Annotated in this window: 14 protein-coding genes; 3 read left to right on the forward strand and 11 right to left on the reverse strand. The window is 51.2% G+C overall.

Annotation, left to right across the window (positions count from 1 at the left end; translation table 11 throughout):
* The first annotated feature begins 176 nt into the window (after positions 1-176).
* Positions 177-788 carry a RhiA family protein gene (locus tag CLV60_RS26350; protein WP_106598393.1) on the forward strand — a complete coding sequence of 204 codons (612 nt, stop codon included), beginning with the start codon at positions 177-179 and terminating at the stop codon, positions 786-788.
* Between the two features lie 81 nt (positions 789-869).
* On the opposite strand, the gene CLV60_RS26355 is transcribed toward CLV60_RS26350, so the two are convergent.
* The 4 genes from CLV60_RS26355 to CLV60_RS26370 all read right to left on the reverse strand — a co-directional run bounded on the left by CLV60_RS26355 (position 870) and on the right by CLV60_RS26370 (position 8,324).
* Entirely contained in the window at positions 870-2,201 is a 1,332-nt protein-coding gene (locus CLV60_RS26355; RefSeq protein WP_106598394.1) for a beta-helix domain-containing protein, read from the reverse strand.
* Positions 2,202-2,241: 40 nt separating this feature from the next.
* Positions 2,242-5,037: a TonB-dependent receptor gene (locus CLV60_RS26360; protein WP_106598395.1), complete on the reverse strand. Its 2,796-nt coding sequence runs from the start codon at positions 5,035-5,037 to the stop codon at positions 2,242-2,244.
* 87 nt (positions 5,038-5,124) lie between these two features.
* Positions 5,125-5,898, reverse strand: coding sequence for a hypothetical protein (locus CLV60_RS26365; RefSeq protein ID WP_146151594.1), 774 nt, complete (start codon positions 5,896-5,898; stop codon positions 5,125-5,127).
* Between the two features lie 113 nt (positions 5,899-6,011).
* Entirely contained in the window at positions 6,012-8,324 is a 2,313-nt protein-coding gene (locus CLV60_RS26370; RefSeq protein WP_106598397.1) for a T9SS type A sorting domain-containing protein, read from the reverse strand.
* A 383-nt stretch (positions 8,325-8,707) separates the two neighbouring features.
* Between CLV60_RS26370 and CLV60_RS26375 the strand changes: the two genes are divergently transcribed.
* Complete coding sequence (locus CLV60_RS26375) at positions 8,708-9,553, forward strand: universal stress protein (RefSeq protein WP_106598398.1); 846 nt, start codon at positions 8,708-8,710, stop codon at positions 9,551-9,553.
* Between the two features lie 111 nt (positions 9,554-9,664).
* Positions 9,665-10,687: an LLM class flavin-dependent oxidoreductase gene (locus tag CLV60_RS26380; RefSeq protein WP_106598399.1), complete on the forward strand. Its 1,023-nt coding sequence runs from the start codon at positions 9,665-9,667 to the stop codon at positions 10,685-10,687.
* A gap of 86 nt (positions 10,688-10,773) precedes the next feature.
* Here CLV60_RS26380 and gdhA read toward each other — a convergent pair whose 3' ends face one another.
* The 7 genes from gdhA to CLV60_RS26415 form a co-directional block, all read right to left on the reverse strand.
* The gene (gene gdhA / locus CLV60_RS26385) at positions 10,774-12,111 is read right to left on the reverse strand and encodes an NADP-specific glutamate dehydrogenase (RefSeq protein ID WP_262510574.1); all 1,338 of its coding nucleotides are present in this window, start codon (positions 12,109-12,111) and stop codon (positions 10,774-10,776) included.
* Positions 12,112-12,291: 180 nt separating this feature from the next.
* Positions 12,292-12,975 (reverse strand): hypothetical protein, encoded by a 684-nt coding sequence (locus tag CLV60_RS26390; RefSeq protein ID WP_106598401.1) that lies wholly within the window; start codon positions 12,973-12,975, stop codon positions 12,292-12,294.
* A gap of 63 nt (positions 12,976-13,038) precedes the next feature.
* Positions 13,039-13,392, reverse strand: a complete 354-nt coding sequence (locus CLV60_RS26395) for a PKD domain-containing protein (RefSeq protein WP_106598402.1) — start codon at positions 13,390-13,392, stop codon at positions 13,039-13,041.
* 36 nt (positions 13,393-13,428) lie between these two features.
* A complete protein-coding gene (locus CLV60_RS26400; RefSeq protein WP_106598403.1) occupies positions 13,429-13,812 on the reverse strand; it encodes a hypothetical protein in 384 nt (127 codons plus the stop codon).
* A gap of 50 nt (positions 13,813-13,862) precedes the next feature.
* Complete coding sequence (locus CLV60_RS26405; protein WP_106598404.1) at positions 13,863-14,609, reverse strand: succinate dehydrogenase/fumarate reductase iron-sulfur subunit; 747 nt, start codon at positions 14,607-14,609, stop codon at positions 13,863-13,865.
* A gap of 19 nt (positions 14,610-14,628) precedes the next feature.
* Positions 14,629-16,539, reverse strand: coding sequence for a fumarate reductase/succinate dehydrogenase flavoprotein subunit (locus tag CLV60_RS26410; RefSeq protein ID WP_106598405.1), 1,911 nt, complete (start codon positions 16,537-16,539; stop codon positions 14,629-14,631).
* A 52-nt stretch (positions 16,540-16,591) separates the two neighbouring features.
* Positions 16,592-18,022 (reverse strand): anion permease, encoded by a 1,431-nt coding sequence (locus tag CLV60_RS26415; protein ID WP_106598406.1) that lies wholly within the window; start codon positions 18,020-18,022, stop codon positions 16,592-16,594.
* Positions 18,023-18,028 lie beyond the last annotated feature (6 nt).

Genomic DNA, 18,028 nt, shown 5'->3' on the forward strand with positions numbered 1-18,028 from the left:
AATTCAAATCACTGACAACAAATCAGTTAACCGCTTAATTGATAAATATTCCGGTTTTGAAAAAACCAACCCTACTACAACCTCCATTCTACTCGCCCGCTTAATAGAAAGTAGAAGTAGATTGACACGCCGATTACTTTTTGCATTGGAATTAACCTCAAACCTCTCAGTTACTTATGCCAACCTTCACAATCAATTTTGTTAACAATTCCGACTCATCAGGAAGCTTTTGTGTTTTCCAGCAAAATCATAACAGCCCCAATCCGGATGTGTTTCCGCTGGCATGGCGCGTGGAACAAGCCGGTCCGCATTCGCAGTTAGCGATATCCTGGAATATGGAGCTCTATTTCTTCTGGGGCAAGACCGGCGCTTTAAGACCCGGCGTTGTTTTTAATGCAGGAGAAAATTCCCCTACCAGCCTGACGGAGAACAATGATATAACACTCACCAAGGAAGACGGGAACTACAAATTCGTCAACAAGAAAAATGCATATCCGCAGGGTTCGCTCAACATCATGTCGGACAATACCACCGCCATTAATCAGGCCAGCGTGGGGATCGGCATGTCGGGCGCGGTGGCCTTCGCGGTGCAGGCACAGCCTAATATGTATTTCCGGTTTTCGCCCCGTTTCGACTACTGGATCACGTTCGCGGACGTAAAGCAGGGTCAGGTGCTGAATCCGTCCGACATCAACGCCGTGAAAATTGAATTTCCTTACGGTATCTTCTCGATGAATGCTACGCTCAATCCCGACCATACCTGGACGATCACGCAGGGGTTGGACTAAATCTCCGGAATTGCACAACAAAAAAGGCCGGGAGCAACGCCCCCGGCTTTTTTGAAATTCTGACACCAATTATATAAGATCTTAGTACTCTGTATTTTGAGGATCGAAGTTCGTCCAGCCGGTTGTCCAGTCTGTGGTACCGAAAGCTCCGATGTAAGCGTTGGCTTCAAACCCTGCCGGCAATGTAACACCGCCTGTGAGCAAAGGCGAGCCTGCCTGAGGAAGCACTTTCAAACCTGCGCCAAGCGTATTGTATGCCGCATCCAGTTTCAAAGTAGCGATGTCGGCACCGAAAGTGTTTTTGCGTGCTGCATCTTTCAGCAATGTTGTGTCACCCGACACGATCGCTTTTGTCATTCCTGTCAGAACCAATCCGCGGTAATCCGAACGACCGGCTTTGAAGTTAGCTTGTGTAGAGTCGCCTTCCAGTTCCAGACCACCCTTAGGATAAGCACCTGAAACTACCGAGTTGTAAATGCTGACAGCCGAGTTTCTACGGATACGGAATGCCGAGCGGTATTTTGCATTCGGGGTTCCTGGTCCGATGAAGATACTTACGTTGCTGAACTTAGCGCTTGTTTTTGGAGATGCACCTGATCCGGAAGCATCGTTATCTGATTCGAAACCATTGGAATCCGAGCATGAACATTGGTCAGCCACAGCCGGGTCTCTCAAAGCCATTGCGTACTGTACGTTTCCGCTGAAACCCCAGTCTGTATCGAAATCGTCATCCAGTGTACGGTAAGAGATCAGGTGTTTTGCATTTACATTTCCACCAAACCACTCGTAAGCATCGTCACCGCTGTATGAAACCTGTACGTAGTCGATAGTAGTTCCTGAACCAACGCCACCGAAAGTAAGACCGTTGATCTCCTTATCCGTTTCGAAAGCGATACCAGCGAACTCGATACGAACATATTTCAAAGTACCCGAGTTGTCGGCCGCGTCCGTTCCACCGAAAGTAGATACGTTTTCACCTTCGATAGTGGCCGGAGTTTTGTTCACCGGTGCTTTTCCGAGGAGGATGATACCACCCCAGTCGCCATAGTTACGAGCGCCTTTTGCAGCAGAAGAAGTAAATACGATAGGCTTGGTAGCGCTACCTTCTGCCATGATTTTCGCACCTGGCTTAACGATCAGCGTACCTTTCGTCAATTTATCGCCTTTGATGATCGTTCCCGGCTCGATCGTCAGCACGGCGCCGTTGTCAACGTATACGAAACCTTCGAGAATATATTTGTTTGCAGCTTTCCAGGTTGTCGAAGCCGAAATCGTTCCTTTTACGGTAATTGTTTCGCCCACTGGAGCCGTTGGGCCCGGATCTTCACCATCATCATCAGTTTTACACGACACAACTACGAACGATGCGGATAATACCGACATTGCCAATAACCAAGTTGCTAACTTTTTCATTTAACAGGATGTTTAATTGATTTGTTTTTAATTTTTATGATCAAAGTGTGTAGCGCAAGCCAATCATCGAGTAAGTTCCTCTGCGGTATCTCTGATACAAACCGTCTGTTTTAGTATCGATTTTGTTATCATGGTTGGTATCCTGGTACAAGCGGAACGGCTGGTTGAGCAGATCCTGAATGCTTGCACGGATTTCGAGGCGCTTGCCGATGGTTTTGATAATGTTCAGGTCGATCACGTTACGCGACATTTCGAAGATATTCGCGCTGATCTGGTTGTCGCCGATGATGAAAATCCGCTTGCCGATCACATTATACAATGCATTCACCTGGAAGCCGCGCTCATCATCATTATAGAACAAACCGGCGTTGATCAGGTAAGGTGACTGGCCTTGCAGGTAACGATCGGAGCTGCCCGTAGTCACGTTGGTCTTAACGTTACTGGTGATGAGCGATGCATTCAATGTCACGAGCATTTTGCTCAGGAAAGTCGCGTTATCAGGGTTCGACAATGCTTTACGAACTTCCAGTTCAACCCCTCTTGCATAAGCTGTTCTTGCATTTGCTACTGTGAAAGCCACGGTGCTACCGTTATAGAAGATCGCCGCTTCGATAGGATCTTTGAATGTCTTGTTGAACAACGACAGGGTAATCAGTTCGCTTTGGCTTGGGTAGAACTCGTAACGCAAATCGTAGTTCTGGATCGTTGCATTCACCAGGTTCGGGTTCCCTTTACGCGACACGTCGAAGTTGAAGTCGTAATAGGTACTTGGAGAAAGCTCGCGGAATTCAGGTCTGTTAACGGTCGTACTATAAGCCGCTCTTACCGCGTGGCGATCGTTGAATTTGTAGGTCAGGTTAACAGAAGGCAGCGGAGTGAAAACCGGACGGTCCACATTCACCTGGATACCGCCTCCACGCTCATAACCCTGCAACTGCTGGCGGTTGTATTCGCCGCGGAAACCCACGGTTGCATTCAAATGCTCGGTGATCGGCCAGTAGAACGATGCGTAACCAGCTGCCAGAAGGTTTTGTGCCGCGTATTTATCGTCAAAGTTGGTTCCTTCTGTGTAGTATACTTTATCAGAAGCCAGGTTCGAGTTCTGGAAGAATTGCTCCGGCGTCTGTGTCAGGATCTCGTCACCTACGCGGTTCGGGTTTACGATACCGAACCAGCGGGCAGAATATTTACGGTCTTTGTATTCCACATAAGTACCTACGTTCAGTTTTGCCTGTTGCTCAGCTTCATCTTTCTTCGCACCGATCAGCTGCTCGTAAGAAACCGTTCCCGTACCGACGATCTCGCCCAAACGTGAGTAGAAACGCGCAGCCTGTTGCAAGGTAGGAGATTCAAACTGTTGCAGGTTGATCTGGAACGGCAGGTTGGTGCCTGCCTCGCGGGTCGATGTAAATCTTCTGAAATCAGGCTCGTTACGGTAAGTATAACCTGCACCGGCGATCCAGCGGAGTTTTGATTTCGCGCTCAGCTCGTGTGTACCGCTCAGCTGGCCTGAGTAGATGCTCCTGGCTTCGTAACGGAATGCGCCGTTGCTGTAATCCAGGTTGTTTTCAAGGTTTCCTCCGCCGCGTACAACCGTTTCCTTATTACCCATCTGGTTGAACAGGTTACGGAACTCGATCTTGTTTTTAGGATTGAGAATAAATGCCCAGTTAGACATGATACCCAAACGAGCATTCTCCTGCAAGAACTGGTCGTTGAAACCCTCGATTTTCTGCCCCGAGAAATTGTAGCGGCTCTGAGTAACGGTATTGTTTATACGTGAGAAAGAATAGTTGATGTAGGAAGTGTTGGTAACCTCCATATCGCGAACGTAGAACCGGCGGCTGAAATTGATACCCGCTCTCCAATCCGGTGAAACGTTGATCTGCTTCGGTGCATAGTAGTCAGGCAAATCCTGGAACTTCTGGATAATGGTTGGCGACTGCGCGTTCAGGATAACGCCTCTTCTGTTAGGGAATTTATCGGGCAATGTACGTGTACCATTCTCGATACCAAGGAATTCCAATGCACCGCCCTTGTGGCTCGTAGCCGAGTTGAATGTAGTTCCCGCACGGTAGCCTGTCGAGAAATTCACGGAGAAGCTGTTGCCGTCGGGGATGGTTTTGGTGTAAATTTTGATAGCACCGCCACTTACATCGCCGGGGAGGTCAGCTGAGGCCGATTTGAAAACCAGCATCCGGTCAATGGCTGATGATGGAATCAAATCAAAGGAAAAGGATTTAGTGTCTACCTCAGTAGAAGGAGTGATAATATCATTGAGTAACACCGTGTTATAACGCTCGTTCAAGCCGCGTACTACAATAAAACGGTCGTCGAAAATGGAGATACCGGGCACGCGGCGGATTACCGCAGAGGCGTCACGGTCTTGGGTACGCTGGATTTGCTGTGCTGAAATACCTACTGCAATCTGCTGTACCTGTTTGATTTCTGTGATTACCGAAACTTCGGTGTTGGTCTGACGCTGCCCCTTTACGACCACTTCCTGCAAGGTTTTGTTGTCCTCAACCAGCGCGGTGGTGATGAGCGTCGATTTATCTGCTTCAACGCGAACGTTGTCTATTTCTTTCGTTGCGTACGATACATAACTGATCTGTACTTTATATGCACCGGCAGGTACTTTCGGAATTTCGAAGTTACCTTCAACGTCCGTCACGGAGCCGAATGGTGTTGCCGTACCGATCAACTGAACTGTCGCTCCGATGATCGCTTCGTTGTTCTTGCCGTCTTTGACAGAGCCCTTTATCGAGCCCAATTGCGCAAAACAAGCGCCTGTTGTTAAAATAAGGAGGGAAATCGCTGTAACCAAATGTCTCATAATCAGTGTCTAATATTTTGACACAAAACTATGGCGGCAACATTATTCCGATATGTCGTTAATATTAAGTTATTGTTAAGTCCTGTTCTACATGATTGCGTGCTTCAAAGCGATAAGCTCCTTATACACAGCATGATGCGACCCTAACACAAAGCGCGACCGTTTGCAGATCGCGTGACAGCTCTCTTTTATTTGCTCGAAAACCAACAATCGTTCTTCATAAACGACGAATATTTTCTGGATGATCACCGCAATCTCGCGGGTGAGGTTTTCGGCTTGCGCTACGAGTGCGTGCAGCGTCTCTACGGAATAGGGAGATATTGCGGCCAACTCGCCGGAAGCCACCACCCTGGCCGCCAAAAGTTTAAAATTGTCGAGTAGCACCTGGTACGACAAATTGAACGTATCCAGATCTTTTTCAAAATGAGGCCTTGCCAGATCAAAAGGAGGTGCCAGCGGGTTTTGCACGGAAATCGCAGCATAAATCTCTTTCACTTCTTTCGAATAGCCGTCTTTCACAAGCCTGCCTTTGGCTGCCGTTGCCTTAATCACAAACGCTACGTGTTTGATACTCATTTCCTCTCCCTTGAACAGGCGCTTACGTACGAGTGATACATCTATATATTGTGTGATCACCCGGGCGAGCTCGCTGTCCAGCTCCTCGTAGGTGTCGATAAGCCGGCGTAGCTCCCCGGGAGAGGATAGCGCGGAAGCCGGCGTGTATTCATTTTCCTTTTCAATCAGTTCCAGGACTGAGCCGACTTTAAGCAACCTTCTTCGTAAGGATTTCTCAAACGGCGTTTGGTGCAGGACGCTATCATTCAGCGACCTGCCGGACAGGAGTGGCGTAATTCGTTCCATCTAAAAACCATCAATGCAAGCCACAAAGCTAGCATTAATAAAGAAAACTCAATACCGAATCGTTTTTTGCCCCGATAGTACCGTTAAAGTGCTACCGGGGCAAACAGGGTGGCCTACCGGCCGATAGCGACCTTCCGGCTCGTGATAATGTCGTCCCGGCCGGTGATCTGCAAAACGTACATCCCGGCAGGCAAATGACCAATGCTGATCACCGGGCCTGGCTTGGAGGTTTTCAGCACCGTTTTGCCGCTTTGATCTACCAACTCCACCGACGCAGCGTTTTTCAGGACGGTTTCGGTGAGTTGCAGACGGTCGGCAGCCGGATTAGGATAAAAGGAAAGCAAGTTGGGGCTGTCGAAAACCACGCGTGCTATTTTGCTGTATGAAAATGTACTATCATGGTCTACCATTCTCAGGCGGTAGAGGTTGCTCCCGATGAGCGGCGCATTGTCCATGGCTTCGTAATCAATTCTCTCCCGGCTCGCATTCGCCGCTTCAACCTTTCCTACTATGTGCCAGCTGTCTCCGCTTGCGCTGCGCTGTATTTCAAAATGGCTCGAATTGGTTTCCTCGGCGGTCGACCAGTTGAGCGATACGTGATTTTCCCTGGCGGCTGCTTTAAAAGCGATCAGCGTCACGGGCAGTACGTCGGTGACGGTAACCACCACGTCGCTCGTTTTCACGCAACCACCCTGCCCGGCTGTTACCGAATAAGTGTACGTCCCCGGGGTCGACGATACTTTTACGTCGGTAAGGTTAGCGGTGGTGCCGATCGGGTTCCCATTCAGTTCCCACCGGTAAGTGAGCCCCGAACAGTCTCCCGTGCAAGCCGACGACAGGTTGATCATCGTCCCTATCCGCGGGTTATTCACACTCGGCGAACCTGTAATCGAAAGCTGGCAGTCCACCTTCAGGTCATTGTTAATCAATATATTGACCGGCGCCCCGCTGGCCGTATTCCGCGCGGCCATCCAGGTTTTATAGGCATCACAATCTCCGGAATAACTGTCGCGATTCGTCACACAACCATTTTGCTGAATGATACCCGATAATGTAAAACTATCCTGATTGCCGGGAGTCGGAGTCGTAACGGGCTGATTAACCCAGGTATCGGCCAGTTCCCGGACGGCAGGGCCGCCCCCCGCACTCAGCAGATTTTCAAAAAACATACAACTCACCATCTGCGCGCCATGGGTATAGCTCTCAGTGGCGTAGGCGATGAAATTCGCAATGCCAAGGCTCGCATTGAATCCCGCCTCGTTGATGTACAGCTTTCCGGGAAGATTTGAGCGCAGAAGATCAATGGCGAAGCGGTGATCATAAAGGTAGTCGTCATTGATCTTGATCCCGTCCATTTCTGAGGCGATTTCATTAAATGAAAAAGTAGTCCGTCCCAACGACAACTTATCGAACACTGAGCCATGATGCGTTATAACCTTGATCCGGCTGTCAATGCCTTTCACCGTATTCTTGAAAATGGTATTAACTTCCTTCAACACCTGTGCCCGGTACAAGTACCAGTCTGTCCCGTCGGGCTGGGTGAAAGTGGTGGGTGACGGCCTTTTAGGAGATACCTCGTTGAAAGAGCGATAGTTGGTCCCCCAAACAAAGTTAAGCGACTGGATCTTTTCATATTTGGCCGTAAGCCAGGCTCTGTAACCTCTCACCATTGGCTGCGAGTAATCCGAGAGGCTCGCATTATCGCGAAGGTTTGTGGGCTGTTCGTAGTGGTATTTGTCTGTTCCCAGCTCAAATTCTCCCTCTCCGTTACGGGTGTAAATCAGGTCAATGTAAAGCAATTCACCTGTATCCTGAAGATGGCCATACCGCTGTAAGACCTTGTTGGTGAAAGCGACGATCCTGTCGCGGGTCGACTGCGCTGCGAGAGAGGTCATCACGAACTGCACATTGACGCCGTTGATCTGCCCGCCATATTTCTGAAAGACGGCTTCTGATCCGTCGTATCCGACATTCAGTATCCGTTCTTCTTTCAGCCAGCCATCCCCCGTATTGATGCCATACCGATCGGAATAGCTATGGGTGACGTTATCGCCCGTACTGACCGCGATGTTAATCCCGATCTTCATACCCAGCGACCGTGCTTTGGCTATCTGGTCGTCGTACATCTGCCACACATTATAATCCTCTCCGTATTGTTGCTTCAAAACCCGGGAGATGTATCCCTCGACCATCCCCCATTGCATACTCAGAAAAACCGCATTGCAACCCACCGCATGTGCCTGTTCGATCACCTTCATACTATTCCAGTTGCCTTCATTTACCAGGCTGAGCCCCAGATAGCGCTGCTGTGCATGCACTTTGGGACAAAAACTAATAACGTTGAGAAAAATGATCGTTAAAAAAAGCTTTTTGGCCAGCACAGGATTGCTTCTGTTGGCCCTAATCGTCTGCAACATTTTTTGCATAGCAACAGGGTTTTGTGAGTTTACGGATTCAGGCGGACAGCCTAAAATTGGTGTAAAACTTACCTCTAACCGTGTATTCTGTACAACTAATACCCGTACTCAACCAGCCTCCCGCACTTGAAAATCACTAGAATTCTGATCGATAGTAGATAAAATTCTACAACCAGTGAGCAAACTAATAACTTTTGCTTAATTATCAATCGATATTGTTCGCAATCGATATATATTCTACTTCTACAAGCGTGAATCTTTTTGATGACAACAAATACAGCAAACATGAGCAAAGTCAGTTCACAAGGCACCGTTGATCATCCTTAACCCGGCTATTTGCCCATACCTTGCAGCCGATTCAAATGATCCGTTTTTTGCTAAGCTGCCTGCATATGAAAAAGATCCTTGTTCCTTTCGACTTCTCTGCACTGTCCATGTCCGCGCTACGGTTTGCCATCGAGCTGGCCGAAGCTGCCGGGGGCGAGGTGATTGCCCTGCATGTGGTGAATATGACGCCCGTTTACCTGGAAAGCCTCGATCCGAATGGATACGCTGTCGGCTCCGCTTCGATCCTGTCCGAACTGGGCCGCGAAGCCACCGAGAACTTTGCGCGCGTAAAAAGCGAGTTGAAAACACGCCTGGAACCCGGCTTTCGCGTCGAACAGGGATTACTCCACCAGATCATCATCAAAACCATTCATGAGACCGGCGCGGACCTCGTGGTGATGGGAACAAACGGCAGCAGCGGGCTCGCGGAAGTGATCGTGGGTTCGAATACGGAAAAAGTCGTCAGAACCGCCCCGGTACCCGTCATTTCCATTCACAAGGGACAAAAGATCAGCCAGATCCGCAACATCGTTTTCCCGACCACCATCGATTTGCAGCAGCATCGCTTCATATGGCAGATCAGGGCATTGCAATCGTTCCTGGGCGCGCACCTGCACCTGCTCTACGTAAAAACGCCCGATTCCAAAGATACCGATCAGGCATTAGCCCATATGCTCAGCGACCTCGCCGAATATTACTCCCTCACCGAATATAGCGTACACGTTACGCACGCGCCCAACGAAGAAAAGGGCGTCCTAAAATTCGCTGCCCGTATGCCGGGTTCTATGATCGCGATGGCCACACACGGCTACACCGGCCTGACGCACCTGATGCTGGGAAGCGTAGCCGAAAATGTCATTAACCACACCCGTGAAGCCGTCTGGACCTGCAAGCTCTCCGAACATGTGTAAATGCTCATAAACCTGGGAATGCCACGCTCCTCAATTCGTCTCCGCTTTGCATCGAGGTGGTAAAAGTGGTATTATTGTCCCAATCGGGCATTTGACCAAGACATACATGTTATGAAGAAGATAGGTTTTTTATCGTTCGGGCATTGGTCTAACCATCCGGCTTACAACGCCCGAACCGCGAGCGATACACTGCTTCAATCCATTGACCTCGCTGTTGCCGCCGAGGAGATCGGTTTGGATGGCGCCTATTTCCGGGTGCATCATTTTGCGGCTCAGCTGGCATCACCTTTCCCGTTGCTTTCGGCCATCGGCGCCAAAACAAGTAGAATAGAAATCGGAACAGGTGTAATCGACATGCGTTACGAGAATCCGTTGTACATGGTGGAAGACGCCGGTGCTGCGGATCTGATTTCGGAGGGGCGATTACAACTCGGCATCAGCAGAGGATCGCCGGAACAGGTGATTGACGGATGGCGGTACTTTGGCTACGAACCGGCCGAAGGAGAAACCGACGCCGATATGGGCCGCCGAAAGGCATTGGAATTTCTCGAAAGATTAAAAGGTGAAGGGTTTGCGCAACCCAACCCGTACCCAATGTTTCCGAACCCGCCGGGCTTGCTGCGGTTGGAACCGCATTCCGAAGGCCTGCGCGAACGCATCTGGTGGGGAGCCGCTTCCAACGCCACGGCAGTATGGGCGGCCGAAAACGGCATGCACCTTCAAAGTTCCACCCTGAAATACGACGAAAGCGGCAAGCCCTTTCACGTGCAACAGGCGGAACAGATCCGTTTGTACAAAGAAGCCTGGAAAAAAGCCGGGCATGAGCGCGAACCGAGGGTATCGGTAAGCCGGTCCATTTTCGCATTGGTAACCGATCAGGATCGCTATTACTTCGGACAGGAAAGCAACCGGACGGACAAGATCGGAATGATTGAGCAAGACAAGCGCGCCATTTTCGGGAGAAGCTACGCCGCGGAACCCGACCAGCTCATTAAAGAACTGGCACAGGACGAAGCCATTCAGGAAGCAGACACTATTCTTTTAACAATACCGAATACATTGGGCGTTGACTACAATGTACATGTATTGTCTTCCATTTTAGAGCACGTGGCCCCCGGACTCGGGTGGCGTTAAGCGCTACGGATGCAGATCAATTAAGAATCAGCGGGCGGCAATTGGATTTATTGCCGCCCGCAAATCAAATGTGAATCAGCCCTTACCTACACCAATCCCTGGGCGATCATGGCGTCAGCCACCCGCACAAAGCCACCAATATTGGCACCCTGTATGTAGCTCAGGCGACCGTCCGGTTTGCGCCCGTAGCGTAAACAGGTTGAATGAATATTAAGCATGATTTCCTTTAACTTCTTATCCACCTCTTCACGCGTCCAGGACAGGCGCAGCGAATTTTGTGACATTTCCAGGCCTGATACGGCTACGCCACCTGCATTTGCCGCTTTCCCGGGAGCGTACAATATATCGCTGTTTTCAAATACCTCGATCGCTTCCGGTGTACAGGGCATATTGGCCCCTTCGGCAACGCAGAAACAGCCGTTCTTAATCAACATCCGCGCATCTTCGACGTGCAACTCGTTTTGAGTGGCATTGGGCAAAGCAATGTCACATGGCACCTCCCAGGGAGTTTTGCCAGCCACAAATTGGCATCCGAATTTGTCGGCATACGCGCTTATCCGCCCCCGCTCTTCATTCTTCAAATGCATAATATACGCCAGTTTCTCCGCGTCAATGCCTCTCTCGTCGTAGATATAACCGGATGTATCCGAAAGCGTAACGACCTTCGCGCCCAATTCTACGCACTTTTCGAGCGTATACTGTGCCACATTACCGGATCCGGAAATAACTACCCGCTTGCCTTTGATGCTGTCGCGCCGCTGGTTCAGCATTTGTTCAACAAAATAGACTACGCCATACCCTGTCGCCTCCGGACGGATCAAGCTGCCGCCATAGCTTGCACCCTTACCCGTCAAAACGCCCGTAAATTCATTTTTGAGCCGCTTATATTGACCAAATAGAAACCCGATTTCCCTGGCCCCTACCCCGATATCCCCGGCAGGAACATCGTTATCCGAACTGATATGCCGAAAAAGCTCCGTCATAAAGCTCTGGCAAAAAAACATTACCTCCCGATCGGAACGTCCCTTCGGATCAAAATCGGCTCCTCCCTTACCGCCGCCCATGGGCAACTGCGTGAGACTATTTTTGAAAATTTGTTCAAATGCGAGGAATTTGAGTGTACTCAGATTGACCGAGGGATGAAAACGCAAACCGCCCTTATAAGGTCCGATCGCACTGTTCATCTGGACACGATAGCCGCGGTTGACTTCGACTTCCCCCTGATCGTTCATCCAGGGCACTCTAAAAATAATCACACGTTCAGGTTCGACAATCCGTTCCAGAATCCTGGCTTTCTGATAATGCGGTTTATCTTCAATAAAGGGAATAATTGTTTCGACGACTTCCCGTACTGCCTGATGGAATTCAATTTCACCGGCATTCCGGCTGACAAGGCGGGTCATAAAAGATTCAACTGAAGTCACTGCTCAACATCGTTTAATACAAAAAAATTAACCTGTCCATTCTATTAGGACCCGCTAATATAAATAAGAGTAACCGAACTGTGACAACGGCGTATCCAGGAGTCGTGGTCGACCTGCCATGAAATTGGGGGAGTAATGGCACCGTATTTTCCAAGCCTGTGACTATCTGCAATGGAAAAACTAAAACTTGAAATGAATGGAAAAACCGGTATTGAGGGTTGTTACCTTGATTGAAGACGAAGGCAGGTTCAGTCGGCCCAGGCGCACTTCCATGCTTTCGTTCCCCTGATTGAACCTCCCGAAAAATCCAATGGAGAAATTATCCGCTACATTCGCACGCAGGGATGCGCCCAGCGAATAGGCAAATGACGGGCGCCCGACCAAATCCACGACGTCGCTGTATATCACGGCGCCCTGCGCGTCCGTCACATCGATCCTGAACGAGTTCACGTCGGTAAACATTGCACCAAGACCTGCTTTCAGGTCAAGGTGCATTACTTTGGAAAAAGCCAGCGTATAACTAGGCCCCGCGATCAGGGTCAGCGGCTGATATTGGGTATCGCTTATTTTGGTCCGGTGGCCGAGCTCCCGGCTGAATGCAGCTGCCATCCGGTCGGTGTCCAGACTGTTGTTCTGATAGCTGAACAGAAAGCCGACTGTCAGGTTATCAGGCAAAAAAGCGGCTTTCGACCTGTTCTCAACCTGAAATCCCCAGCCATGCGTGGCAAAACCACCTCCGCCCAATTTGTCTCCCGCAAACTTTCCTACCGGAAAGGCTTTGAATACACCAATTTCATGAACCGTTTGCGCCCAGCCGGCAATGCCGAACATTAAAAGTGTACAGGTGAATACATATTTCAGCATTGATTTTGATATTTAAATGGAAACTCTATTTCTCTTTCGCGCTTATCCTCCGCTCCGGATCCATTACTTGACTACGACAGACCTGGTCGGATCACTCTCGCAAGTAGACTTCCCGCTGGCTATTTTGATTTTGGCTGTCACCAAATAGGTCCCGCTTGCCGCGTAGGTGTGGTCCACGTTGGGGCCCGTTCCCGTACTGCCGTCGCCGAAGTTCCAGGTCACGGATTCGAGAGTATGCGAGCCGGAATATTTAGCTTCGAAATGAATCAGTTTGGGCGAGGAGGTATCCTCTGTATGGTGAACCGACATCAACAGGCCTTCACCAGTGCAGTTCGCAATGGATTCGAGCGTCTTTTTACACCCTGGTTGAAATAAACAAATTGCGCCCAAAATCAAGCATGACATTACTCTTTTCATAATAGTTATTAAATTAATTGTTTGACAGATACGTTCTTACTTCTTGCACTGCTGAGCAGCCTGCATGGCATCCAGCGACAGATCCATGGCCTTCTTGGAAATCGACTTCAGGTCCTCCACGGAGGTGGCATTTACGCCCTTGCTGGCAATCTCGTATGCGGAGAGCGAATATGTCTCGGCATTGGTACACCCACATTGCGCGGCATAGGCGGCGGTTTCCTTCGCGTCGAGCAACGCTTTTTTTAATGCTTTCTGCGCTTTATCCAGTGACGACGCTTTGTTTACTTTCCTGAACTGGCCGTAAGCCATTTCACTGTAAGTGACGGCCATCATACAATCGGCTTTGCGTGGATTATCCGCAGGGCGAAACGCCACCAGTAACAGGGCAACGGCGGCGAAGGTTATTCCGGTTTTCTTCATGTCAATCGTTTTTGCTTTTGCGTTCTGAATAGTTTTTGTTGTGCAACCCGCTAAACCGAAAACCACGAGGCAGTAAGATACTCGCGGTTCATGCGGGCGATGTTGGCTACGGAAATCTGCTGGGGACATTCCACCTCGCAGGCACGGGTATCCGAACACCCGCCGAATGCCTCGGCATCCATTTGCGCGACCATTTTCCTGACCCGCAGTTCCCGCTCGACCTTCCCCTGCGGCAATTGCGCCAGATGGCTGATTTTGGCGGAAGTGAAAAGCACCGCGCTGGCGTTCTTGCACGAAGCCGCGCAAGCGCCGCAGCCAATGCAAGCGGCTGAGTCGAATGCCGATTCCGCCATCTCATGACCAATAGGAATGCTGTTCGCCTCGGGTGCCTGCCCGGTATTTGCCGAAATGAAGCCGCCCGCCTGAATGATTCTGTCGAATGCCGACCGATCGATTTTAAGGTCACGCAACACGGGAAATGCAGCGGCACGGAATGGCTCTATTAAAATGGTGTCGCCGTCACGGAATGTGCGCATATGCAGCTGGCAGGTGGTCGTGTGATCGAGCGGGCCGTGTGCCCTGCCGTTGATCATCACCCCGCATTGGCCGCAGATACCTTCCCGGCAATCGTGGTCGAATTCGATAACCCGCTCACTGCGGGCGATCAGCTGCTCGTTGAGCGAGTCGAGCATTTCCAGAAACGACATATTCTCGTCCACTTCACCTAGTTCATAGTCCATAAGCCTGCCGTCTGCCCCCGCGTTTTCTTGCCGCCAGATTTTCAGATGTATTTTCATGCTGTTCGTATTAATCAGGTTATTTGTAACTACGGACTGTCAGTTTTACATTCTCGAATTCCAGCGGTTCCCGGTGCAGCACCTGCTCCTTACCGGCACCCATCCATTCCCAGGCCGACACGAAACAAAAGTCTTCATCGTTCCTCACGGCCTCGCCATCTTTGGTCTGGTGTTCCTCCCTGAAATGCGCCCCGCAGGATTCCTCACGGCTAAGCGCATCGCGGCACATCAGCTCACCGAGTTCGAGGTAGTCGGCTACACGACCCGCTTTTTCCAGCTCACTGTTCAGCAGGCCGTCACCGGTCACATTCAGGTCGCGGTAAAATGAATTCCGGAGCTCCCCTATGCCGGCAATCGCTTCACGCAACCCATCCGCATTCCGGGCCAGCCCGCATTTGTCATACAGCAGAGCCCCGAGGGTCTTATGGAAATGATCCGCGGACAGTTTCCCCTTGATATTCAAAAACAGGTCGAGCTGCTTACGGACAGCCGCCTCGGCCTCCGCAAATGCAGGATGGTCGACGGCCGGCCGGGGGGTATTGATTTCTCCGGCGAGGAAATTAGGAATGGTATAGGGCGCGATGAAATAACCGTCGACGCACGCCTGCAAAAGCGAGTTGGCACCGAGGCGGTTGGCACCATGGTCGGCGAAGTTGGCTTCTCCCAACGCAAAAAGCCCCGGGATAGTCGTCATCAGCTCATAATCCACCCACAACCCGCCCATCGTAAAATGCGCGGCAGGGCTGATCATCATCGGCTGATGGTAAGCGTCGATACCCGTAATTTTTTGGTACATCCTGAAAAGGTTGCCGTATTTCTCCCGGATCTTGCCTTCGCCCTGCTCCTTAATGGCTTTCGAAAAATCGAGATAAACGGCATTTTTCATAGCCCCCACCCCATGACCGGCGTCGATGCGTTCTTTGGCCGCCCGGGAAGCAATGTCACGTGGAGATAAGTTTCCGAATGCAGGATAGCGCCGTTCCAGATAATAGTCGCGTTCATCCTCGGGAATTTCTCCCGCCGCACGCGCATCCCCCTGTTTCGCAGGAACCCAAATCCGGCCGTCGTTCCGCAGCGACTCCGACATCAACGTCAGCTTGGATTGATGTGACCCCGATTGCGGTAAGGATGTGGGGTGGATTTGTATCCAGCTCGTGCCCGCCATAAACGCCCCTTTCTTATGCGCACGCCAGATCGCCGACCCGTTACAGCCCATGGCGAGCGTCGAGAGGTAGTAAATTTTACCATAACCGCCCGTCGCCAGCACCACCGCATTGGCGGCGTGCCTTTCAATCTGGCCCGTAACCAGATCCCTCGTGATAATGCCGGCAGCCTTGCCGTCGATCAGTACCAGGTCCAGCATTTCGTGCCGGGTGAAAGTCTGTACCTGTCCAGCAGCGGTCTGCCGCATCAGCGCCTGGTATGCGCCCAGCAGCAACTGCTGGCCCGTCTGCCCGCGTGCGTAAAACGTGCGCGAAACCTGCACGCCGCCGAAGGACCGGTTATTCAGATATCCTCCATATTCCCTGGCAAACGGTACTCCCTGAGCCACAGCCTGGTCGATCAGATTGAGTGAGCATTCGGCCAGGCGGTACACATTGGCCTCCCGGGAGCGGAAGTCCCCGCCCTTGATCGTATCATAGAACATCCGGAACACATTATCGCCGTCGTTCTTATAGTTCTTCGCCGCATTCACACCACCCTGTGCCGCCACCGAGTGCGCGCGCCGGGCAGAGTCCTGAAAACAGAAAGACTTCACCCGGTAGCCCTGCTCGGCCAGTGAAGCGGCGCATGACGCCCCTGCCAGTCCGGTACCGACGACGATCACTTCCAGCTTTCGACGGTTGGCCGGGTTTACGAGCCTGGAATGCTCCTTATAATGCGTCCATTTATCTTTCAAAGGCCCTTCCGGGATTTTTGCGTTCAGCATAGGACATTCTGCATTTAAAAGTAAGTACTTGCACAACTGGAATTGGCAGCGGCTACCAGAGCCCGATGATCTTCCACCATCCGCCGCCGATCAGGAACCAGACAGTCAGAAACAGCACGCTCAGAAAAAAGCCGTGTTTCCACCAGTCGCGCATATCCACGTAGGTACTCCCGAAAAAGATCGGCGCAGGCCCATGGCCATAATGCGTGATCCCGCCCATCAGCGTGGGGCACGCGCCCAGGAATATCGCGAGCATTGCGCCGGGAATGCCCGCGGCAATACCCACGGCCAGAAAAACAGGATACATCGCTGCCGCCTGGGCCGTGGCGCTCGCAAACATGTAGTGGCAATAGCTGTACACCAGAATGATCAGCGGAAAGGCCGTTTTCCATGACATCCCGCTCATTTCCTTACCTACCAGGTTCCCGAACCATCCCACAAATCCCAGCGAGTTCAGGTAGGATCCCATCATAACCAGCGAAGAAAACCAGACGATCGTATCCCATGCCCCCTTTTCCGCTTTGACATCCTCCCAGGTGAGTACATTGGTAAGCAACAGAATGCACAGCCCGATCAACGCTCCGGTGGTGGCATCGACCTGCACCTTGCTGCCGAAAATCCATAAGACGAGCAGCGTCACAAACGTGATCACCATCAGCTTTTCCTGCCTGGTGACCGGCCCCATTTCTTTCAGTTTTTCGGCGGCCATCTGAGGTGCATCGGAAGTCTGACGCAGCTCGGGGCCATAAAATTTGTAGAGATAAAGCGGAAGCAACAGAAAGCACGCAAGTCCCGGAATGAGCGCCGCCCACGCCCAGCTGCCCCAGGTGATGGTAATACCCAGGTCCTTGGCAAATTTCTGCGCCATCGGATTGCTCGCGGTGGCGGTCAGGAACATCGCCGAGGTGATCATATTGGCATTGTAGCTGCTCAACGTGAGAAATGCCCCGATCCGCCGGTGCGTTTCGGGCTTTTCGGGCACCGAGCCCATGTTGATCGCGATGGATTTCATGATCGGGAATATTACCCCGCCGGCGCGTGCCGTATTACTCGGAATGGCTGGCGCCAGCAGCAAGTCGGCGATGTTGAGGCCATAAGCGAGCCCCAGCGGCCCTTTGCCGAAAACGCGGATAAAGTTGTAAGCCAGGCGTGTCCCAAGCCCCGTCTTGATAAAACCACGGGCGATAAAGAAGGCGAGGCCGATAAGCCAGATCGTGGAATTACCAAAACCGCTGAGCGCATGAGCGATCGATTTCGCAGGATCGCCGGGTTCGAGCACCTGTGTCGCCGCGCATAGCGTAATACCGATCATCGCCATCGTACCCATCGGGGCGGCCTTCATGATGATACCTGCGACTGTGGAAATGAATATGGCTAAGAGATGCCAGGCGTTGGGCTTCACCCCCTCCGGCGCGGGAATGAACCAGATCACCAGACCAATGACCAGGGTAACAAGCAGATAGACGGGTTTAATTTCTTTCATCGCTTT

It is taken from the genome of Dyadobacter jiangsuensis (assembly GCF_003014695.1).
Lineage (GTDB): Bacteria > Bacteroidota > Bacteroidia > Cytophagales > Spirosomataceae > Dyadobacter > Dyadobacter jiangsuensis.